This window comes from Paenibacillus sp. FSL H8-0332, assembly GCF_037963835.1.
GTDB lineage: Bacteria > Bacillota > Bacilli > Paenibacillales > Paenibacillaceae > Paenibacillus_AQ > Paenibacillus_AQ rhizoplanae.
Window position 1 is genome coordinate 3962349 of record NZ_CP150145.1, and the last position, 21858, is coordinate 3984206.

Genomic DNA, 21858 nt, shown 5'->3' on the forward strand with positions numbered 1-21858 from the left:
ATTTATTATTCGCGCCTCTTATCCTATCAGAAATAAGGCGTTCACTCAACTTCCGCAGTCACGATACGCTCAGGTGAGAGCGTCTGACTGACGGTTCCCAAGAGCAGGCCCTTGGCTTTGATCCCCCGGATCATCCCTCTTAGCGCTTGCGAGGAGGACGCCGTCGGATGCATCAGGATCAGGGTTCCCGGCTCTACCCGGCTGCTGATCTTGGCAACAATTGATTCCGGGGACGGATTGCGCCAATCGACCGTATCGAGCGTCCACAACACCGTCTTTAGCCCCAGCGAGGCGGCAATCTCCACCGTCTGCTGGTTAAAGTCTCCTGACGGCGGAGCAAACCACTTATTCGTCACACCCAGACTTTCCTTCAGCAGCTTCTGCGTCTTCTCAATCTCGGCAGCGGCACGCGGCCGGCTTAGATTACTCATCTTGGGATGCGTATACGCATGGTTCTCCACCTCATGCCCGCGCTTCAACATCTCTGCTGCAAGCTCCTTGTTGCGGCTTAGCCAGCTTCCGTCCAGAAAAAAAGTCACCTTCACCTTTTCCGCATCAAGAATATCCAGCATCGGCCGGATATACTCATTCCCCCACGCCACATTAATCATCAGCGAGACCATCGGCTTCGCCGGATTCCCCCGGTAGATCGGCTGCGCTCCCAGATCATCCAGCGATACCTTAGGCTTAATCTGGCGGTACATCAGCTTGAGCCCTTCTTGGGGTCCCCGTAAAAGTGCGCTCCGGTAGGTGGCCTCCACATCGACTTCCAGCCCGTTATAACCGGGTATGGCTTTCCATACCCGGTCAACTACAGCATTCACCGGCTGCGCATTCAGCGCCTCGGCCCGGCGGGTAATCTGCGCGCGCAGATCATCCTCCGCCTGATTCAGAGCATAGCTCATCACGGCTGCATCCGCCTGCGGCTTAAGCCCGGCAATCATCTCTTTCACGGGTCCGTTCGTACTGCCAATTCCGATTACTACTGCGATGCAAGCCAGCACAAGCGCCGCCTTGTCCGTCTTCATGACGTCTTACCTCCCCGGCAGAAACGGTCTGTTCCGTCCCCGCACAAGGGTCAAGCCGTGCGGGGACGCTTTGTCCCAGCCTATGTATGAAGGACGCAGATTATGCATACTGCATCTATACTGCCTTCAAGCGGGTAAGATATAGCCGTCCTGTCAGGACCCCATCGCTGCGCATACTTTTCCAAAAAAAAGAGGCAGAACCGTACTGCCTCTGTCTCTTCTTCTTATCTATAGTTGGAATACCGGTGAAACGGCGGCGTAAGACTTACGCCTTCGCTCCGCTCTCCGAAGTCAGAACTGCTTTGCGCGACAGGTTGACGCGGCCTTGCTGGTCGATCTCCGTTACCTTCACGGTAATGGTGTCGCCAATCGCCACAACATCTTCCACCTTAGCCACACGATCGGTGGACAGCTGGGAGATATGCACGAGGCCGTCTTTACCAGGGATCAATTCAACAAAAGCGCCGAATTTCTCAATGCGTCTAACGGTACCCACATAAATCTCACCAACCACTACTTCCTTCACAATACCCTCAATAATTCCACGGGCCTTCTGAATCATGGCTTCGTCAGAGGAACCGATGAATACGCGGCCATCCTGTTCGATGTCGATCTTCACGCCGGTTTCTTCAATAATTTTGTTGATGATTTTACCGCCAGCACCGATAACATCACGGATTTTGTCCGGGTTGATATTGATGATGATGATCTTCGGAGCATATTTAGACAGGCTCTGTCTTGGAGCAGCGATCGCTTCATTCATTTTACCAAGGATGAACATACGTCCTTCTTTGGCCTGCTGAAGCGCCTCGTGCAGAATTTTGCGGTCGATGCCGTCGATTTTGATATCCATCTGAATAGCCGTTACGCCTTCAGCTGTACCCGCTACCTTGAAGTCCATATCGCCGAGGTGATCTTCCATGCCTTGAATATCGGTCAGGATGGAGACATGCTCCCCGTCCTTGATCAAACCCATCGCTACACCTGCTACAGGCGCCTTGATAGGTACCCCTGCATCCATCATGGCCAGGATACTGGCACAGATGCTCGCCTGGGAGGTGGAGCCATTGGATTCAATCGCTTCAGATACCAGACGGATGGTGTACGGGAATTCAGTCTCACTTGGAATAACCTTGGACAATGCACGTTCACCCAGTGCTCCGTGGCCGATCTCGCGGCGTCCCGGTGCTCTCAGCGGACGGGCTTCCCCTACGCTGAACGGAGGGAAGTTGTAATGGTGCATGAATCGCTTGGTTTCTGCCGGATCAATCCCATCCAGAATCTGCACATCACCTAGTGCACCCAGGGTACATACGCTAAGGATCTGTGTCTGGCCGCGTGTGAACAGACCGGAACCGTGTGTGCGCGGCAGCAGGCCTGTATCGCATTCGATCGGACGAATCTCATCCAGCTTACGTCCATCCGGACGAACCTTGTCATGCGTGATTAGACGTCTGACTTCATCCTTCACGATATCATGCAGTGCTTCCTTGACATCCTTAAGAAGCTCTGGGGTTTCTATGTATTTCTCTGCGAAATACGCCACCGCTTCGTTGTTCACCAGATCGATCGCATCCTGGCGGGCATGCTTCTCGGCGATTCTTACGGCTTCCACCAGACGAATCTCAGCAAAAGCACGAACCTCTGTATTTACATCCGCATTAACCGCATGCAGCTTCACGGCCATCTTCTCTTTACCGGCAACGGCTACGAGCTGCTCAATCACAGCCACAATCTTGCGGACCTCGTCATGTCCGAACATGATCGCTTCCAGCATCACATCTTCAGTCACTTCATTGGCTTCTGCCTCTACCATCATGATGGCATCCTTCGTACCAGCCACAACCAGATAAAGATCACTGATAGCCTGCTGGGCTTGATCAGGATTGATGATGAATTCTCCGTTAATCCGGCCAACAGCCACGCCGCCGATTGGTCCGTTAAACGGTACATCGGAAATACTGAGCGCAGCGGAAGTACCGATCATGGCAGCAATATCAGGCGCACAGTCCTGATCCACGCTCATTACCAGGTTCAAGACTTGAACGTCATTGCGGAACCCTTCCGGGAACAATGGACGAATCGGACGGTCTGTCAGACGGCTGGACAGAATCGCCTTCTCGCTCGGACGTCCTTCACGTTTGATGAATCCGCCTGGGATTTTGCCTACTGCATATAATCTTTCCTCATAGTTCACTGTCAGCGGGAAGAAATCCAGATCTTTAGGTTCACTGGATGCTGTAACCGTACACAATACTGAAGTATCTCCGTAACGCACCATCACGGCTGCGTTCGCTTGTTTGGCCAGACGGCCTGTTTCCAGCACAAGGCGTCTTCCGCCCAGCTGCATTTCCACACGTTGTTCCATAAAACCCCTCCTTGAATGGTTATAATACGTTCTGTATGTTCTACAAGCAAAAACGGCTTGTCCTCCGCAGAGGTGAGGATAGCCGTTTTTGCGAATGCTATCAACTTGTCAACTGTAAAAGTTTACCCTAAATTTTCAAAAAGCAACCCGGCTGTCCCGCTGTCGCTCGTAAGAAGGACATACGGTATACAACCAGGCTGCTTTAGGGTTCTACTTATGGAAATTAACGACGCAATCCCAGTTTTTCGATCAGGGCGCTGTAACGTCTGATGTCTTTGTTCTTCAAATACGCCAGCAGTTTACGACGTTGTCCAACCATCTTCAGCAGTCCGCGGCGGGAATGATGATCCTTCTTGTGCGTACGCAAGTGGTCAGTCAAATTAACGATGTTCTCCGTAAGGATAGCAACTTGCACCTCAGGGGATCCAGTATCGGATTCGTGAGTTTTGTGCTCGTCGATCAATTGGTGTTTACGTTCTTGAGTCAATGCCATCCTGTTCACCTCCTTCATTATAATCGCCAGTAGCCTCGTCACCGTCGGTGAGAACAAGCAACCAAGCTAAGGTTCTGATGCTGTCAATCCAGCAACGTTAATCAGTATAGCACCTTCACAGGCAAAAGTAAACGGCATGTCCGTGAAAGATTAGGAATGATATCCCAGAAGACCTCTGGCTGTCTCGGCATCTGCACCGATCTGGGCAATCAAGGCATCAATAGACTCGAACTTGCGCTCAGCGCGGATGTAGGACACCAGCTCTACCTTAAGCTCATGCCCATAGATATCCGCGGCAAAATCAAACAGATGGACTTCAAAGCTGGGCTTGGTTACCCCTTCATGAAACGTAGGCTTCACACCGACATTCATAACCCCGTACAGCACTTCGTCCCTGTAAAAGACCTTCACTGCGTATACGCCTGTGGCCGGAATGACATAGCGGTCTTCGAGCTGCAGGTTCGCTGTCGGAAAGCCGATGGTCCGGCCCCGCTTCTCCCCGTGACCGACGATACCGCGCAGGTGATAACAACGCCCAAACCAGGCATTGGCCTTATCGAGTTCCCCGCTCAGCAAGCTCTTGCGGATGCCGGAGCTGCTGACCTTCTCCCCTTCAAGGAGGAACGGCGCGACCGTCTCTACCTTCATCGCACCCTGTCCCAGTTCCGAAAGCGTATCCGCATCCCCCTCGCCCTTGTGGCCGAAGCGGAAGTCGAACCCGACAACCGCAGTCACAATCTGTAGCGGCAGCAGCATCACAGAGACAAAGTCCGCCGGGCTTACCCGGGAGAGTTCTTCATTAAATGCAATTATATATAAAAGCTCAACACCCATCCCGGCAAGCAGCTCCTGCTTATCCTTAGCGGGTGTCAAATATCCCTCATAATCCCCTTTGCCCATAACGTCCTTGGGATGGGGGTAGAAAGTCATAACGGCTGCAGGTACACCTGCCTCGCGGGCAAGAGCAACAGCAGATGTGATGACACTGGCATGTCCGAGATGCAATCCATCGAATTGTCCCAGAGCAACTACTTGAGGCTGCGCATACTGCGCCACCGTCTCCGGCAGCATCGGATAGCTTATCGTTACGGTTCTCACGCTGTTTCTCACCTACATTCGCAAATAAATTAAAGTTTAGACCTGGGCAAACACCTTGACGGGTGCAATAGCTCCTGTAGCCTCCAGAGCATAGATGCCGAGGAACTCCCCTTGCTGATCATAAAGCCGGAAATCTCCGCCTTGCTTCACTTCAGGCGTCACACAACGGATCGACAACCGCTGCCCTTGCAGGGCCGCTTTCTTCTTCTCCTCGGCAACAATATGTCTGGGCAAATGTGAAATCGCCTCGTCGGCAGCAATCAGATGCTCATCCAGCGTACCGGCTTCCTTGTGCTGCGCAATTTGCTCCAGAGTCAGGCAATGACTGGCCGAGATCCCGGCCGACATCGTCCGCTCCAGCTTCACCATTACCCCAGGAACACCAAGTTTACGCCCGATATCTACACAGAGGGTGCGGATATAGGTCCCCTTCGAGCATAGCGCCCGAAAGGTAATCTCCGGATAATTGCCATTCCAGACCATTTGATGCATCTCAATCTCATAAATCTCTACTTCGCGGCTCTTACGTTCCACGGTCTTGCCTTCCCGGGCCAGCTCATATAAACGCTTGCCGTCCACCTTCACTGCCGAATACATCGGAGGTACCTGCGAAATCACGCCCTGGAAGGTGTTCAGTACAGCCAGCACTTCGGCCTCTGTAACATGAACCTCCTCCACGGATTCCGTGATCGTTCCGGTAACATCCTCTGTATCGCTGGCCATTCCCAGCCGCAGCGTGGCAACATATTCCTTGGGCAGCTCCTGGATATACTCCACTACCCTTGTAGCCCGGCCCAAACAGAGCGGCAATACTCCGGTTACCTGAGGATCAAGTGTACCGGTATGTCCAATCCGCTTCATGCCCAGAATGCGCCGCGCCTTGGCCACAACATCATGTGAAGTGAACCCTGCCGGCTTGTATACAGCCAGAACTCCTGTAAGCTCACTCATAAATGACGTTTGACCTCCTCAAGCACCTGGGTCACAGCCTCTTCCAGACTACCGTTAATGCGGGCACCCGCTGCACGGGTGTGGCCGCCGCCGCCGAAGGCCTGCGCCAGCGCTGCCACATCCACCTTGCCTGCGGAACGCAGACTAGCCTTCACCGCCTGGTCATCAATGACCTTGAACAGAACGCCTACCTCTACCCCGCGGATATTACGGGGATAATTGACAATCCCTTCAAGATCCTCATTGGCTGCTCCGGAGTCCAGCATATCCTGAGGCGTAACATATACCCAGGCTATATCTCCTTCAGGACTGAGCTGCAGTGTGCTAAGCGCCCGGTTCAGCACCTTTACCTGAGGGAGAGTCATCTCTTCCAGCAGGGTCTCTGCGAGATCCGGTCCATTCACGCCCAGTGCCAGCAGTTCGGATACCGCCGCCATCACTTTAGGTGAAGTATTGCTGTAACGGAAACCGCCGGTATCTGTTAACAGCCCGGTATATATGGCTGTAGCAATATCAATATCCCACTCCAGCTCAAAGGTCTTCAGCAGATCGAACAGAATTTCTGCTGTCGCTGCCGCATCCGGCTTGATGAGGTTCACCGCGCCATAGCCGTTATTGGTTGGATGATGGTCTATATTCAAGATCAGTGCATCACTGGTGAAATGCTGCTGGGTCATCCCCACACGCTGGAAATCCGCGCAGTCGACACAAATTACATGGCTGTACTGGCGGGGCAATGAACCCTCAGACAGATTTACAATTTGATCGGCATGCCATAAATATTCCATTCTTTGCGGGATTTGCCCCTCGTTCAGCATCAAATATTTTTTGCCCAGACATGAGAGAAGCCAGCCCACCGCGAGGGTGGAGCTGACTGCATCTCCGTCCGGCTGAACATGCGACACTACAAGATAATCGTCGTGTTCCAGCAGAAACTTACGCGTCTGCTGGAGACTTTGTTCATAGCTCTGCATTCGCCGTCTCCTTTATGTTCCGTAGCCTATTCGTTTTTGCCGATTTCGCCGAGCAGCTTCTCAATATGACTTCCGTAAGCAACGGATTCATCCATCTTGAAGATCAGCTCAGGCGTATGGCGCAGGCGAATCGCTTTGCCAAGCTCCGAGCGGAGAAAGCCATTGGCTTTCTCTATCGCTTTGAGCGAGTCAGACTTCTGCTCCTCGTCCCCGAATACACTCAGGTATACCTTGGCCTGTGACAAATCATTCGTCACATCTACTCCAGTTATCGTTACGAACCCGACACGCGGGTCCTTCAGTCCGCTCTGGATGAGCTGGCTCAGCTCTTTCTTAATCTGTTCGCCAACCCGTCCGGCTCTGATTTTAGACATCTTATTTCACCTCTTCGCTTAGCGCTCTACCGTTTCCATGATGAATGCTTCGATAATGTCGCCTTCAATGACATCATTATAGCGTTCCAAAGTTATGCCACATTCATAACCCTGTGCCACTTCTTTTGCATCATCTTTGAAACGCTTCAAGGTGTCGATTTTGCCTGTGAAGACAACAATACCGCTGCGGATCAGGCGCATTTCAGCATTGCGGGAAATTTTGCCGTCTGTAACCATACAGCCTGCGACACTGCCCACTTTGCTGATTTTGAATACGTTGCGCACTTCGGCATGGCCGATAACAGCTTCTTTATAGATGGGATCAAGCATGCCCTTCATGGCACTTTCAATCTCTTCAATGACATTGTAGATGATGTTGTGCAGACGCACATCCACCTTCTCCTGCTCTGCTGCCGCTTTCGTCTGGGTATCCGGACGAACGTTGAAGCCGATCACGATAGCGTTGGAGGCTGCTGCCAGAGTAATATCGGATTCCGTAATCGCGCCGGCACCGCTATGCAGGATCTTCACGCGGACACCTTCGACTTCGATCTTGGCCAAGGAGCCTTTCAGCGCCTCTACCGAACCTTGAACGTCAGCTTTGATAATAACGTTGAGATCCTTGATCTCGCCGTCTTTGATGTGCTTGAACAGATCATCCAGCGTTACGCGGGTGTTCGTGTTCAGCTCGGACTGGCGCTGTGTGATCGAACGTCTGTCAGCAATCGACCGTGCTTTGCGCTCATCTTCGAAGGCCATGAACGGATCGCCCGCCTGCGGCACTTCGGTCAGACCGGTAATTTCCACTGGAGTGGAAGGTCCCGCTTCCTTGATCTTGCGTCCCTTGTCATTCACCATGGCGCGTACGCGGCCGAAGCAGTTACCCGCTACAAAAGCGTCTCCGACCTTCAGCGTACCGTTCTGCACGAGAATACGGGCAACCGGTCCACGATTCTTATCAAGCTCAGCTTCTATAACAGTACCGCGCGCCCGTTTGTCCGGGTTCGCCTTGTACTCATTCACTTCAGCGACGAGCAGGATCATTTCCAGCAGTTCTTCAAGGTTAATGCGCTGCTTAGCGGACAGGTTGACGAAGATCGTATCGCCGCCCCACTCTTCCGGCACCAGCTCATAGCTTGTAAGCTCCTGCTTCACCTTGTCAGGGTCAGCGCCCGGCTTGTCGATCTTGTTAACTGCAACAATGATCGGAAGTCCGGCTGCCTTGGCATGGTTGATCGCTTCTACGGTCTGAGGCATTACGCCGTCATCTGCCGCTACAACGATAATGGTCATATCCGTGACTTGGGCACCACGGGCACGCATGGCGGTGAACGCTTCATGGCCCGGTGTATCCAGGAATGTGATTTTCTTGTGGTTGATTTCAACTTGATAGGCACCGATATGCTGGGTAATTCCGCCTGCTTCGCCGCCTGTTACGTTCGTGGAACGGATGGCATCAAGCAAGGTTGTTTTACCATGGTCAACGTGACCCATGATGGTTACAACCGGTGGACGGGTGATCAATTCCGCTTCGGTATCATTCTCTTCCACAGTCTCGAAGCTGTCTTCATCTACCGGAATCTTCACTTCTACTTCTACGCCGAATTCGCCGGCCAGCAGTAGAATCGTATCGATATCCAGCTCCTGATTGATGGTCGCCATAACCCCCATCGAGATCAGCTTCTTGATCACTTCCGAAGCATCCTTGTGGAGCAGCTTCGCGGTTTCACCGACAGTCATGCTGCCGCGGACAATGATCTTCTTAGGTGTGTTGTCAATCTTCTCACGATATACGGTCGGCTGGTTTCTGCCGCGGCTGTTCTTGCCGCCACGGCCGCGATAGTTGCCGCCCTTGTTGTCGTCGTAACGTTTCTGGCCGCTGTTGTTGCCGCCAGGTCTGCCGCCAGTGGTGCTCTTCTTAGGGCCGTCGCTGCGTGAGAAACCTCCCCCTGCATTGCCTTGACCTTGCGGACGGTCACCTGTACGTGGTGCGCCGCCTTGTCCTTGCGGACGGCTGCCAGTAGTGGAGCTGCCTTGTGGACGGCTGCCAGTAGTGGAGCTGCCTTGCGGACGGCTGCCGCCAGTGGAGCTGCCTTGTGGACGGCTGCTGCTAGTGGAGCTACCTTGTGGACGGCTACCGCTAGTGGAGCTGCCTTGTGGACGGCTACCGCCAGTGGAGCTGCCTTGTGGACGGCTGCCGCTAGTGGAGCTGCCTTGTGGGCGGCTGCCGCCAGTGGAACTGCTCTGCGGGCGGCTGCCACTAGTGGAGCTGCTCTGCGGGCGCGAATTCTGCGCTGTGCCTGATGCTTGTGTTCTGCGGGAATCTTGTCCGCTTTGGGGCCTTGGGGACGTCGTCGATTGGTTGTTTTGGTTACTGTTCATACCTACCTGCTTTTCCGATTGAATTTTGTTGGTATTCTGAGCACTCTGGGATTCGGCGTTTACCGCACCGGTAGTCACTACCGGACGATTGTTGGTGCCGGTGTCCCGCTTGGCTGCAGCGTTTGACTTGATGTCCTTGAAGAACTGTTCAACTTTGTTCACGGAGCCATTCTCCATGACACTCATATGATTATTCACCGGGACATCCAAACGCTTCAGAATGGTAATAATTTCTTTGCTGCTCATGTTCAAAGACTTCGCATATTCGTATACGCGCAGCTTATCCTTATTATCTTCTTTAGTCAATAACTCCACCTCCGACAGTATCTCCAAGCGTTCTGGAGATCATTTCCGCGAATCCTTTATCCGTAACGGCCAGCACTACGCGCTGGTCCTTACCAATACTTGCACCGAGTTCATCCCGGTGAAATGCGATTACTAGTGGAATATCGTAGGTCCCGCATTTATCGCGGAACTTCTTCTGGGTATTATCTGAAGCGTCACCTGCCAGGACGACCAGCTTGGCCTCTGAAGACCGTACTGCCTTAAGCACAGCCTCATCACCGGTGACAATCTTGCCTGCTCTCATCGCAAGCCCTAAATAAGAAAGTGTCTTACTCATTGTCCTCACTATCCTTCGCTGCCAAAAATTGCTCCTCCACGGATGCAAAATCCCGGGCAAGCTGGGCATAGATTTCAGGACTGACCTGACATTTCAATGCCCGATCAAGTGCTTTGGTCTTCTGTGCTAGCTTAAAGTATTCCAGTTTACCGCATATATAAGCGCCACGGCCCGACTTCTTGCCTGTCAGGTCGATCAGCACCTCGCCTTCAGGCGTTCTCACCACTCGAATCAGCTCTTTCTTGGGCATCATCTCCTGGCTGGCAACGCATTTACGCAGCGGCACCTTTCTTTGCTTCATACAAAGCACCTCCCGTCAGTCAGCATTCATTAATCGATGGAGACGGAATCCTGATGCATTTCATCATTCGACGTTCTGGGTCTGCCGTATTCCTGCTCCGCCTGCGTCTCGCTCTTGATATCAATCTTCCAGCCGGTTAGCTTGGCAGCAAGACGGGCATTCTGCCCCTTGATGCCGATCGCAAGCGACAGCTGATAATCAGGAACAATGACGCGGGCCATTTTCTCAGGTTCAAAGACTTGAACCTCAAGTACCTTGGACGGGCTAAGTGCGTTGGCTACATACTCCTGCACCAGCTCGGAATATCTGACGATATCGATCTTCTCGCCGCGAAGCTCAGTCACGATGGTCTGTACGCGTGTGCCTCTTGGGCCTACGCAGGAGCCCACCGGGTCCACTTCGGGATTGCGCGAGAACACAGCGATTTTGGAACGGAATCCGGCTTCGCGGGCAACAGAACGAATCTCCACCACTCCGTCAAAAATCTCCGGCACCTCCAGCTCGAACAGACGCTTCAGGAGACCCGGATGACTGCGGGACAACATGATCTGCGGTCCTTTGGTCGTATTCTCCACCTTGGTGATATAAGCCTTGATACGCTCGCTCTGCTTGAACTTCTCTCCAGGCATCAGCTCGCTCAGCGGAAGAACCGCCTCGATTTTGCCAAGATCGACATAGATGTTACGCATATCCTGACGCTGTACAAGGCCAGTCACAATATCATCTTCCTTGTCGATAAAAGCGTTATAGATCAGGCCGCGTTCAGCTTCGCGGATACGCTGGGTAACCACCTGCTTCGCAGTCTGGGCGGCAATACGGCCGAAATCACGCGGCGTGACTTCTTGCTCGGCGATATCCTCCAGCTGGAAATGCGGGTTGATCTCCCGGGCAGCCATGAGCGAGATCTCAGTCCGTGCATCGAGAACCTCCTCCACAATCAGCTTGCGGGCATACACCTTGATTACGCCTGTGTTGCGGTTCATATCCACACGCACATTCTGCGCCGCATTGAAATTGCGTTTATAGCTGGAGATCAGCGCCGCTTCGATGGCTTCGAACAGCACATCCTTGCTGATGCCTTTCTCCCTTTCCAGTTCATTCATAGCTTCAATAAACTCCATACTCATGAAATTCCGGTCCCCCTTTCAAGACGTTAAAAAATAATGGCCAATCTCGCACTGGCGACCTTGGCGTAAGGTACCACATGTTCTTTTTTGCCCGCGGAGATGAGCAGTTCCTCGTTCTCGAACGAGAGCAATCGACCTTCGAATTCTTTGAGTCCTTGAATCGGCTCATAGACCGTAACATTTACGTCCTTGCCTACCGCCTTGGCCACATCCGCAGCTTTCTTGAGCGGACGCTCAGCTCCCGGCGAGGAGACTTCAAGGAAATACGCTTCGGAGAATGGATCATTCTCATCCAGCTTCTGGCTGATATATTCGCTGATGGTACCGCAGTCATCGATGTCGATGCCACCCTCTTTGTCTACGAATACGCGCAGAAACCAGTTGGAGCCTTCCTTCACGTATTCAACGTCCACCAGTTCGAAACCATTGTCCTCGAGATAGGACCCGAGCAGCTGCTCTACCGTTTGTTTAATTTTGGATTTGGGTGTGCTCAAAAGAAGATTACCTCCACGAACTTGTCTTTTGCTATATACCAAAGATAAAGAGTGGGTTTCCCCACTCTTTACACAACGGACTTATCTCATTATTACCAAAAAAATTATACCATAGTGAGGGAGCACTGACAAGTACCAGCCCTTGACTCCCCTTTCTAAGAGGACATTAAAGGGTTATATATCACATCACTTGAGCCGGCTGTCAGAACAGTGAAAGCTGGTTGCTCTCTGGCAGTCCGCGGAAGCAGCCCATTCCATTCAGCAGCTCAATCACCGTTTTACTGGCCTTGGATTTCTGCTGGAAATCCTCAATGGAGAGGAATTCCCCGGCGTCCTTGGCGGCGGCGATATTAATCGCGGCATTGTCCCCGATTCCGGCAAGCGAGGAGAACGGAGGGATCAGACTGGTGCCGTCCACCGTGAACTTGGTGGCATCCGAGCGGTACAGATCAATGTTCTTGAAGCTGAAGCCGCGTGCGGTCATCTCCAGGGCCATCTCAAGCACCGGAAGCATCGCCTTTTCCTTAGGCAGCGCCTGGAAGCCCTTGGATTCGATCTCTACAAGCTGGCGCGCGATGGCTTCGTAGCCCTTGCAGCACAGCTCGATATCGAAATCCGCAGCGCGGACCGAGAAGTAAGTCGCATAGTATTCTATCGGATGATACAGCTTGAAGAAGGCTGTGCGCACCGCTGAAATGACATAAGCCGCGGCATGGGCCTTCGGGAACATGTACTGGATTTTGAGACAGGAATCAATGTACCACTGCGGCACCTTGCAATTCTTCATCTCCTCAATCCACTCCGGCGGCAGCCCCTTTCCTTTACGCACACTCTCCGTAATTTTGAAGGCCAGACTAGCATCCATGCCCGTCTTATAGATCAGGTAGAGCATGATATCATCACGACAGCCGATTACTGTCTTAATGTTGCAGGTATTGTTCTTGATCAGCTCTTGAGCGTTCCCAAGCCATACGCCGGTTCCATGGGACAGCCCGGAAATCTGCAGCAGATCGGCAAAGCTGGAGGGCTTGGCTTCGACAAGCATCTGGCGGACGAACTTCGTCCCCATCTCCGGCACACCATAAGTGGCCACCGGGGTACGGATCTGATCCGGCCTTACCCCGAGCGCATCCGTGGAGTTGAACATGCTCATTACCTTCGGATCATTCATCGGAATGGTCGTCGGGTCCACGCCGGTCAGATCCTGCAGCATCCGCATCATGGTCGGATCATCGTGGCCGAGAATATCGAGCTTCAGCAGGTTGGCATCGAAGGCGTGATAATCGAAATGGGTGGTCTTCCACTCGGCTGTAACATCATCCGCCGGGAACTGTACCGGAGTGATGTCTTCAATCTCCATATAGTCCGGCAAGACGACAATACCGCCGGGATGCTGCCCCGTACTGCGCTTCACCCCGGTACAGCCGGCGGCAAGCCGTCCGACCTCCGCACCGCGCCAGCGCTTCTGGTGATGCTCTTCATATTTCTTGGTGAAGCCGAAAGCAGTCTTCTCCGCCACCGTACCAATGGTTCCCGCACGGAATACATTGTCCGGACCGAACATCGTTTTGGTAAAGTTATGGGCGTTTGGCTGATACTCCCCGGAGAAGTTAAGGTCAATATCGGGAACCTTGTCCCCTTTGAAGCCCAGAAAGGTCTCAAACGGAATATCCTGGCCTTCTCCCTTCAGCCGGCCTCCACAATGCGGGCAATCCTTATCCGGCAAGTCGAAGCCGCTTGGCACACTGCCGTCCAGGAACCATTCACTGTGCCGGCATTCGGAATTGGTGCAGATATAGTGAGCCGGAAGCGGATTAACCTCCGAGATTCCAAGGAATGTTGCCACTACCGACGAGCCTACCGAGCCACGGGAACCGACGAGATAACCGTCCTGGTTGGACTTTTTGACGAGCCGTTCCGAGATCAGATAGTTGGCAGAGAACCCGTATTTAATAATCGGGGCAAGCTCCTTCTCCAGACGGGCAACCACAACCTCCGGCAGCTCCTCGCCGTAGATCGATTTGGCTGTGTCATAGCAGGTATTGCGGATCTCATCGTCCGCCCCTTCAATAATAGGCGTGAAGAGATCGCTGGGGAACAGATCGTATTCCTCGAACCGCTCAGCCAGTTCAACAGTATTCGTGACCACGACTTCCTTCGCTTTGGCTGCACCCAGATATTCGAACTCGGCAAGCATCTCATCGGTCGTCCGGAAGTGGGCATCCGGCTTGTTCTGGTCCTTCAGCGGACTGAACCCGGTAATCCCATGGATCGTAATATCGCGGAACAGCTTATCGCGCGGCTCAAGGTAGTGCACATTCCCAGTAGCTATCACCGGCTTGTTCATTTGCTCGCCGATCTCACAGATTTTGCGTACAACACCCCGCAGGTCCTCCGGACTCGCTACGAACCCTTTATCCACCAGATGCATGTACATAGTGAGCGGCTGGATTTCCAGTACATCATAGAACTGGGCAACCTCAATCGCCTCCTCCACGGTCTTGTTCAGCACAGCCTCGAAGAACTCGCCCCGCTCACAGCCGGATATGACGAGCAGTCCGTCACGAAGCTCTTCAAGCTTTGACTTGGGGATGCAAGGCACCCGCTTATAGTACTCTGTATGCGACATGGAGATCAGCTTGTAGAGATTCTTTTTGCCGATCGGATTCAGGGCATAGATCCCGCAGTGAAACGGCCGGACAGTCGACAGGTCATTGCCTACATAGTCATTTAGCCGGTCAAGCCGGGTCATGCCCTTCATCTTCTCCGCATCGGCCAGCAGACCGTTCAGAATCCCGCCCAGCGCAATCGTATCATCCACCGCACGGTGATGACTCTCCAGCAGTACCTTGTACTTGTCAGCAAGCGTATTGAGCCGGTGGTTCTTCATTTTGGGGTAGAGCAGACGCGCCAGCTCCAACGTATCCAGCCAAGGATTCGGGAGCTCCGGCTGCCCCAGCTTCTTCAGGGAAGCCTGAATGAAGCCCATATCGAAACGTGCATTATGCGCAACAAGAATGCTGTCTCCCACAAACTCCACGAACTCTTTAAGTACCGGCGCAAGATCCGGCGCATCCTTGACCATTTCATCCGTAATATTCGTCAACTGCTGGATGTGGTAAGGGATTTTCTCATGCGGATTGACGAAAGTAGTGTAACGGTCCAGCTCCTTACCTTCGCACATCTTGATCGCCGCAAGCTCTGTGATGTTGTTGCGTGTGATGGACAGCCCTGTGGTCTCGATATCGAAGACGACATAGGTTGCCGTCTTGAGCTCCAGCGGCTGCGCATTCTCCACGATGTTGACCGCATCATTGACGACATTGGCCTCCACACCGTAGAGCATCTTGAGCTTATGCTTATGGGCGGCATGATTCGCATCCGGGAAGCTCTGAACATTGCCGTGGTCGGTAACTGCAAGTGCCGGGTGGCCCCATTTCGCAGCTGTTTTGACATAGGCATCAATCGGTGCTACCGCATCCATCGTGCTCATAGTGGTATGCAGATGGAACTCCACACGCTTCTCCTTGGCATTGTCCTTACGGGCAGGCGGCGCCGACACCTCGGTCAGATCCGAAGGAATCATCACCAGCTCGGGAATCTGCATGAACCGGTCATATTCCACTTTGCCGCGCGCCCGGACCCATTTGCCGTTAGCCAGCTGGCCCATGATCTTCAGCTCTTCCCTGGTCTTCGCGAACATCTTCATCTGCAGTGAATCTGTAAAGTCTGTGATGCAGAAGGTGAACAGTGTATTTCCGTTACGCAGCTCCTTGCGGTCCAGTCCGAAGATCGTCCCCTGGATCGTAATCTTCTTCTCTTCATCCTGAATCTCCAGAATGGAGACGGCCTGCTCTTTGATGTCATTCCCGACCTGAAGCTTAATGACCTCATTCGGGTCCCCGGTTTCTTCAGGCTCGTCCGGCTCGCTATTCATCATCATCAGCTCTACCAGCTCACGCTGCTCCTGCTGGAGCTTCTGCTGGAATTCCTCATAAGCATCCGCCTTGCTCTTGCTCTCGTCCTCAGCCATTTGCAGCTTGACCTTGAGGGGAAGTGCGAAATATTTATCATAATATTTAATAATGGCGGCTTCGATACCCTTTTTACGGGCCAGCTCGAGCGACATGGTGTCATTCAGGCTAAGGATGAGCGTACCGTCCCGCAGCTCCTGACTGGAACGCGTCAGCCATCCGTTAACGGAAGGAATCTCACGCTGGACCCACTCCAGGAACATGCCCCAGTACTCCTGCACAATATCGGCTCTGCTTACAGTATCATCATATAGGAACAAGAAGCTGACCTTGGCAATATGCTGCAGCTTCTCACGCATTCTAAGGATAAAGGCCCGGTAGGTCTGGGCGGGAATCAGGGTTGTCTTCGCAATCACAATATGCCAGTCATGGTTGCCGCGGCTGATCTCCACCCGTTCAATCTGTCCGTCTACAAAATAAGGATCAATCATGGCAGGCGGAATCTCCCCCTGCTTCATCAACAGCTCAAATCTCTTTCTTCTCTCCACGTTCTGCTCCATGCATTCCCCACCTAACTCGGCAATAATTGGCGTAAGACATCGACGTCATTCTAATATAATCTATTGTAAGAAAAAGCCTCCGGCTTAAAAAGCATTGGGTACTTGCGGCCCGCCGACTCCTCTCGCCAGAAGCTGATATAAAAAATTAAATAATATAAGGTTGCCGATTAATACGCTTTGGCAAATACAACCGTATGCTGGGCAGGTTTGCCGCAGCAGATACAGGTTTCTTTCGTTTCTGACGGGTGGAACGGAATATTACGGCTGCCTGCGCCGGTCTCTTCCTTGACCTTATCCTCACATTCTTCAGAACCGCACCAGCCTGCAAGCGCAAATCCGCGTTTCTCTTCCATGGAATCCTTCATCTGCTCCAGAGTATCTACGGAATAGAAATGATCCTCACGGAATTTCAGTGCCCGCTCGTACATTTCCTGGTGCACCTGCTCCAGCATGGCGTTCACTTCTTCAACCAGGTTCTCCTGCTGAATGACCTTCTTCTCGCCGCTGATCCGGGATACGAGCACGCAGACTCCATTCTCCATATCACGTGGTCCAAGCTCCAGACGGACAGGGACACCGCGCATTTCATATTCATTGAACTTCCAGCCCGGGGTTACATCCGCACGGTCATCTACACGCACGCGGATTCCGGCACTTTTGAGTTCATTGAACAGCTCATCGGTACGTCCGATGACTGCTTCACGCGTTTTAGGCGGTCCGATAGGAATCATAATGACCTGCGTAGGCGCTACCTTCGGCGGCAGAGCCAGTCCACGGTCGTCACCATGCACCATGATGAGGGAACCGATTAGGCGTGTTGTAGAGCCCCATGAGGTCGTATGTGCATATTCCAGTACATTATCACGGCTCAAGTACTGGATGTCAAAAGCCACGGCGAACTTGGTACCCAGATAATGCGAGGTAGCCGCCTGCACAGCCCGTCCATCTTTCATCATCGCTTCAATGGAATACGTATCCACGGCACCAGCGAACCGCTCGGATGGCGTCTTCTGTCCGGTCACTACCGGAATAGCCAGAAAGGTCTCCACGAAGTCGCGGTAGTTATCAAGCATCTTCATAGTTTCTTCGCGTGCTTCCGTCTCATTCTCATGCGCGGTATGGCCTTCCTGCCAGAGGAATTCCGTAGTGCGGATGAACGGCAGGGTACGTTTCTCCCAGCGGACAACGTTGGCCCATTGATTGATCAGAACCGGAAGGTCGCGGTAAGACTGAATCCACTTGGAATACATATGGCCGAACATCGTCTCGGATGTAGGGCGGATCGCCAGACGTTCTTCCAGCACATCGCCTCCGGCCTCAGTGACCCAAGGCAGCTCCGGATTGAAGCCCTCCACATGTTCTTTCTCCTTCTGGAAAAAGCTCTCGGGAATGAACAGCGGGAAGTAGGCGTTCCGGTGACCGGTAGCCTTCAGGCGGCGGTTCATTTCCTCCTGGATATGCTCCCAGATTTCATAGCCGTCCGGTTTGAATACGATACAGCCGCGGACCGGTGAATAATCCATCAGGTCCGCCTTTTTGATTACATCGATATACCAACGTGAGAAATCCTCGCCCTGCGGCGTGATCTCTGTAACGAATTGCTTGTCTTTGGCCATGTAAAGAAATCCTCCTATATTCGCCCCGCAGATTGCATATTAGCTATGAAGCCGATTTATATACACCACGGGATCAACAATGATATGACATCCGTCAGCCGCTTATGAGGCGTAAAATATCATTATAAGTAACAGCGATCATCACCAGGAACAGCAGGGCAAAGCCTACAAAATGGACCATGCCTTCCCGGCTCGGGTCCACCGGCTTGCCGCGTAACGCCTCAACCCCAAGGAACACAAGCCGGCTGCCATCCAAAGCAGGAATCGGCAACAGGTTAAAGATCCCTAAGTACAAGCTGAGAATAGCCGCCCAATAGGTCAGATACTGAATCCCCTGCTGGGCAATCTGTCCGGTCAACTGGAACGTGCCTACTGGTCCAGAGATATCATCCATATTAAATTTATTAATCAGCTGCTTGAAGCCGATAAAAATCAGCTTGGTGGTGTCAACCATAGCAGTACCAGACTTGGTGATTGTCTCCCCCACTCCGGCCTTGCGGGTAGGCAGCTCTGGCGTAATACCCACTTTGCCGCCTTCCTCCCCTTCCATTCCACGGGGAATCATGGTCACCTTCAAGGTCTCTTCGCCGCGCTTCAGCGTCCAGTTCATTTCTTTGCCTTTGGAGGCCGAAGTCAGCTTGATCATCTTCTGGTAATCTCCGCCGATGGCCTGCCCGTCCACAGTGACGACGATGTCGCCCTTCTGCAGACCTGCTTCTTGCGCAGGCATTCCTGAACTGACATCACCGATCTTCACATAGGTCGGGTTCTCCACCGGGATTCCAGCCATCTGCAGATGAAGTGCGAATAATACAAACGCCAGAATGAAGTTCATCACCGGACCGGCCAGGATCGCTATCGCACGCTGACCGACGGTTTTGCCGCCGAATTGACGGTCCCTAGGCGCAATCTGCGTCTGCTGGGTGCCCTTGATCATCATCGCCTGCGGATTCACATCATAAGTAGTCACTTCACCGTCTACATCGAGGCGGATCTTCAGTTCGTTCTCCAGATCCGTGAACTGCGCTTCGCCGCGTATAACATTTCTGCGGGTATCCAGAGAATCGATGTAAATATTCTTCACCTTGTTATCCTGGCCCAGCCGGACGGCAATGGTCTGCCCGGGGCCGATCTCAACCATCTCCGGGTCCTCGCCGGCCATACGGGCGTATCCCCCGAAGGGCAGCAAGCGAAGCGTGAACTGGGTTTCACCGCGTTTATAAGAGAACAGTTTCGGACCGAAACCGATCGCAAATTCCCGTACAAGAATTCCGGCGCGTTTGGCAAAATAATAATGTCCCCATTCATGGACAGTCACCAAAACAAAGAACATAAACACCGTTAAAAAAACAACTCTTACCATCTCCATAGCGCAACATTCCCCCTTAAGGTGTAAGACCGAAGTATGTCCTCTTAATTTATCATTATTCCAAGGCAGGGCACAAGAGAATCAACAGTCCACACCTATTTTTCAGGGCACAGCTATTATTACAGTATCCAAAGGCGTCTACCCTCCCGTTACAGGACAGCCGCAAGCTCACGGGAAGCCATGTCGCACAAATGAATCTCTTCCAGACCAGGGTTTGCCGCATTATGATGGCGCTGAAGCACTTCATCAATAATCTCATCAATGCGCAGGAAAGGAATTTCACCGCGCAGGAAGCGGGCAACAGCGACCTCATTGGCTGCATTGAAGGCCGTCGTGAATGTGCCGCCCGCAATTCCGCAGTCAATAGCCATCTTCAGCGCCGGATAGCGCTCATAGTCCATCTCCCGGAAGGTCAGGCTAGCTACCTGAGCCAGCGACAATCGCTTCGCGGGCGACGGCCAGCGGTCGGGATAGGTTAGTGCGTATTGAATAGGAACCCGCATATCAGGAGTCCCCAGCTGAGCAATAATGCTGCTGTCACGGAATTCCACATACGAATGAATAATGCTCTCCGGATGCAGCAGCACATCAATCTGCTCATACGGAAGAGCGAATAAATGGTGGGCTTCAATAACCTCCAGGCCTTTGTTGACCATGGTTGCCGAATCTATAGTAATCTTGGCTCCCATGCTCCAGTTGGGGTGACGAAGTGCGTCCTCTACGGTTACATTCTTAAGCTCTTCTCGCTTATAATCACGGAATGAACCGCCGGAGGCAGTAATGGTAATCGCAGCCACATCTTCACGATTCTCGCCATTTAAACATTGGAAAATCGCCGAATGCTCACTGTCCACTGGCAGCAGCTTCACGCCTTTGCGTCCAGCCAGCTCTGTAACCAGATGTCCGGCGGTCACGAGCGTCTCCTTATTAGCCAGTCCAATATGTCTGCCGGCTTCAATCGCCGCAAGCGTAGACTGAAGTCCTACACTGCCTACGAGCGCAGTCACGACCGTCTCAGCATCGCCCCCGGCAGCAATCTCCACCAGCCCTTCACTTCCGCTATACAGCTCTACACCGGCAGGCAGACTGGATCTGATCTCCTCTGCAAGCTCCTTTGTGGATACCGAAACACGGCGCGGCTTGAAGCGGCGGACCTGTTCCAGCAGCAGTGCAGTATTGTTTCCCGCCGCCAGCCCATCGACTTCAAAGGCTTCCGGATGCATGGCTACAACGTCCAGCGTCTGGGTACCGATGGAGCCTGTGGAGCCGAGAATACTAATTCTTTTCACAGTTGCTTTCCTTCTCCCTGTCGTTAATAGTAAGGCATCAGCATTACGATATGTACGAAAGGAAATACGATAATCCAGCTGTCGCAGCGGTCCAGGATGCCTCCGTGACCGGGCAGCAGTGAGCCTGAATCCTTAATACCGTACACCCGTTTATAGGCAGATTGTACAAGATCTCCGAGCTGACCCAGCACGGCGCAGGCAATTCCAATCAGCAGCGCGCGTCCGATCGTCAGCAGATCAGGAACCAGTAAAGCAAAAACAATCGATAGGACAGCAGAAATCAACACTCCGCCAAGAGCGCCCTCAATGGTCTTGTTAGGACTGATTGCAGGCCACAGCTTATTCTTCCCGAAGCTTCTGCCAACAAAATAGGCTCCGGCATCACTGCCCCAGATACAGCACAGCAACAGGATCGTCCAGAAGAGGCCATGGCCGTCTCCCGCACCACGGGCAATTCCCATATAGGAGAACCCCATCCCTATGTAAACAATGCCGGTGAACATCATTGCGGTGATTTTGATATCCAGCTTATTCTTACTGAACACAGTAACCAGCAGGAACAGCAGCATTAACAGCCATATCCCCTGTTCCCAAGAGAATAGCTTATCTATTCCCAGGAGGTCCCAAGGAATCATAAAACCTACTACAGATGCGTAACCAAATACAGCAGTCAGTCCAAAGGTAGCTGTACCCGTCATTTTCACAAATTCATAATAGCCGATGAGGGCCATGGCAGTCAGCATCAGCTGATACGGCCAGCCACCCCAATAGCATAACCCTAAAAACAAGGCCCCGGCAACAATTCCGGTAATCAATCGCTGCTTCAAAGAATCCCTCT

General features: G+C 52.7%; 16 protein-coding genes and 1 pseudogene. All 17 read right to left on the bottom strand.

All coding sequences use genetic code 11. From position 1 onward, the window contains the following. Positions 1–41: 41 nt before the first annotated feature. The 17 genes and pseudogenes from NST43_RS17130 to NST43_RS17210 all read right to left on the bottom strand — a co-directional run bounded on the left by NST43_RS17130 (position 42) and on the right by NST43_RS17210 (position 21847). Entirely contained in the window at positions 42–1028 is a 987-nt protein-coding gene (locus tag NST43_RS17130) for a polysaccharide deacetylase family protein (protein ID WP_209992752.1), read from the bottom strand. Between the two features lie 265 nt (positions 1029–1293). Further along, complete coding sequence (gene pnp / locus NST43_RS17135; protein ID WP_209992751.1) at positions 1294–3396, bottom strand: polyribonucleotide nucleotidyltransferase; 2103 nt, start codon at positions 3394–3396, stop codon at positions 1294–1296. Positions 3397–3619: 223 nt separating this feature from the next. Next, a complete protein-coding gene (gene rpsO / locus NST43_RS17140; RefSeq protein WP_019910460.1) occupies positions 3620–3889 on the bottom strand; it encodes a 30S ribosomal protein S15 in 270 nt (89 codons plus the stop codon). Between the two features lie 150 nt (positions 3890–4039). After that, positions 4040–4987 carry a bifunctional riboflavin kinase/FAD synthetase gene (locus NST43_RS17145; protein ID WP_339218284.1) on the bottom strand — a complete coding sequence of 316 codons (948 nt, stop codon included), beginning with the start codon at positions 4985–4987 and terminating at the stop codon, positions 4040–4042. Positions 4988–5023: 36 nt separating this feature from the next. Then, on the bottom strand, positions 5024–5938 hold the full coding sequence (gene truB, locus NST43_RS17150) for a tRNA pseudouridine(55) synthase TruB (protein WP_339218285.1): 915 nt from the start codon (positions 5936–5938) through the stop codon (positions 5024–5026). After that, on the bottom strand, positions 5935–6912 hold the full coding sequence (locus NST43_RS17155; RefSeq protein ID WP_339218286.1) for a bifunctional oligoribonuclease/PAP phosphatase NrnA: 978 nt from the start codon (positions 6910–6912) through the stop codon (positions 5935–5937). The genes truB and NST43_RS17155 overlap by 4 nt, the downstream gene beginning before the upstream one ends. Positions 6913–6938: 26 nt before the next feature. Continuing rightward, positions 6939–7286: a 30S ribosome-binding factor RbfA gene (rbfA, locus tag NST43_RS17160; protein WP_209992747.1), complete on the bottom strand. Its 348-nt coding sequence runs from the start codon at positions 7284–7286 to the stop codon at positions 6939–6941. Positions 7287–7304: 18 nt separating this feature from the next. Continuing rightward, the gene (infB, locus tag NST43_RS17165; RefSeq protein ID WP_339225452.1) at positions 7305–9974 is read right to left on the bottom strand and encodes a translation initiation factor IF-2; all 2670 of its coding nucleotides are present in this window, start codon (positions 9972–9974) and stop codon (positions 7305–7307) included. Beyond that, positions 9972–10290: pseudogene (locus NST43_RS17170) on the bottom strand (YlxQ family RNA-binding protein); the annotation flags it as partial. The gene infB and the pseudogene NST43_RS17170, both read right to left, overlap by 3 nt. Further along, a complete protein-coding gene (locus NST43_RS17175) occupies positions 10283–10591 on the bottom strand; it encodes a YlxR family protein (RefSeq protein ID WP_036692616.1) in 309 nt (102 codons plus the stop codon). The gene NST43_RS17175 and the pseudogene NST43_RS17170, both read right to left, overlap by 8 nt. A 29-nt stretch (positions 10592–10620) precedes the next feature. Then, positions 10621–11718: a transcription termination factor NusA gene (gene nusA, locus NST43_RS17180; RefSeq protein WP_209992745.1), complete on the bottom strand. Its 1098-nt coding sequence runs from the start codon at positions 11716–11718 to the stop codon at positions 10621–10623. Positions 11719–11744: 26 nt separating this feature from the next. Continuing rightward, positions 11745–12212, bottom strand: a complete 468-nt coding sequence (gene rimP, locus NST43_RS17185; RefSeq protein WP_209992744.1) for a ribosome maturation factor RimP — start codon at positions 12210–12212, stop codon at positions 11745–11747. Positions 12213–12414: 202 nt separating this feature from the next. Then, positions 12415–16746, bottom strand: coding sequence for a PolC-type DNA polymerase III (locus NST43_RS17190; RefSeq protein WP_339218290.1), 4332 nt, complete (start codon positions 16744–16746; stop codon positions 12415–12417). 167 nt (positions 16747–16913) lie between these two features. Further along, on the bottom strand, positions 16914–18362 hold the full coding sequence (gene proS / locus NST43_RS17195; protein ID WP_209992742.1) for a proline--tRNA ligase: 1449 nt from the start codon (positions 18360–18362) through the stop codon (positions 16914–16916). A gap of 94 nt (positions 18363–18456) precedes the next feature. Then, the gene (rseP, locus tag NST43_RS17200; protein ID WP_209992741.1) at positions 18457–19731 is read right to left on the bottom strand and encodes an RIP metalloprotease RseP; all 1275 of its coding nucleotides are present in this window, start codon (positions 19729–19731) and stop codon (positions 18457–18459) included. A 149-nt stretch (positions 19732–19880) separates the two neighbouring features. Then, positions 19881–21020 carry a 1-deoxy-D-xylulose-5-phosphate reductoisomerase gene (locus NST43_RS17205; RefSeq protein WP_339218292.1) on the bottom strand — a complete coding sequence of 380 codons (1140 nt, stop codon included), beginning with the start codon at positions 21018–21020 and terminating at the stop codon, positions 19881–19883. Between the two features lie 23 nt (positions 21021–21043). Continuing rightward, positions 21044–21847, bottom strand: a complete 804-nt coding sequence (locus NST43_RS17210) for a phosphatidate cytidylyltransferase (protein ID WP_209992739.1) — start codon at positions 21845–21847, stop codon at positions 21044–21046. Positions 21848–21858: the final 11 nt, after the last annotated feature.

Bases quoted from the DNA above. Each gene is read 5' to 3' on its own strand.
- NST43_RS17130 (WP_209992752.1), bottom strand. From the start codon at position 1,028: ATGAAGACGGACAAGGCGGCGCTTGTGCTGGCTTGCATCGCAGTAGTA.
- pnp (WP_209992751.1), bottom strand. From the start codon at position 3,396: ATGGAACAACGTGTGGAAATGCAGCTGGGCGGAAGACGCCTTGTGCTG.
- rpsO (WP_019910460.1), bottom strand. From the start codon at position 3,889: ATGGCATTGACTCAAGAACGTAAACACCAATTGATCGACGAGCACAAA.
- truB (WP_339218285.1), bottom strand. From the start codon at position 5,938: ATGAGTGAGCTTACAGGAGTTCTGGCTGTATACAAGCCGGCAGGGTTC.
- NST43_RS17155 (WP_339218286.1), bottom strand. From the start codon at position 6,912: ATGCAGAGCTATGAACAAAGTCTCCAGCAGACGCGTAAGTTTCTGCTG.
- rbfA (WP_209992747.1), bottom strand. From the start codon at position 7,286: ATGTCTAAAATCAGAGCCGGACGGGTTGGCGAACAGATTAAGAAAGAG.
- NST43_RS17175 (WP_036692616.1), bottom strand. From the start codon at position 10,591: ATGAAGCAAAGAAAGGTGCCGCTGCGTAAATGCGTTGCCAGCCAGGAG.
- nusA (WP_209992745.1), bottom strand. From the start codon at position 11,718: ATGAGTATGGAGTTTATTGAAGCTATGAATGAACTGGAAAGGGAGAAA.
- NST43_RS17190 (WP_339218290.1), bottom strand. From the start codon at position 16,746: ATGGAGCAGAACGTGGAGAGAAGAAAGAGATTTGAGCTGTTGATGAAG.
- proS (WP_209992742.1), bottom strand. From the start codon at position 18,362: ATGGCCAAAGACAAGCAATTCGTTACAGAGATCACGCCGCAGGGCGAG.
- rseP (WP_209992741.1), bottom strand. From the start codon at position 19,731: ATGGAGATGGTAAGAGTTGTTTTTTTAACGGTGTTTATGTTCTTTGTT.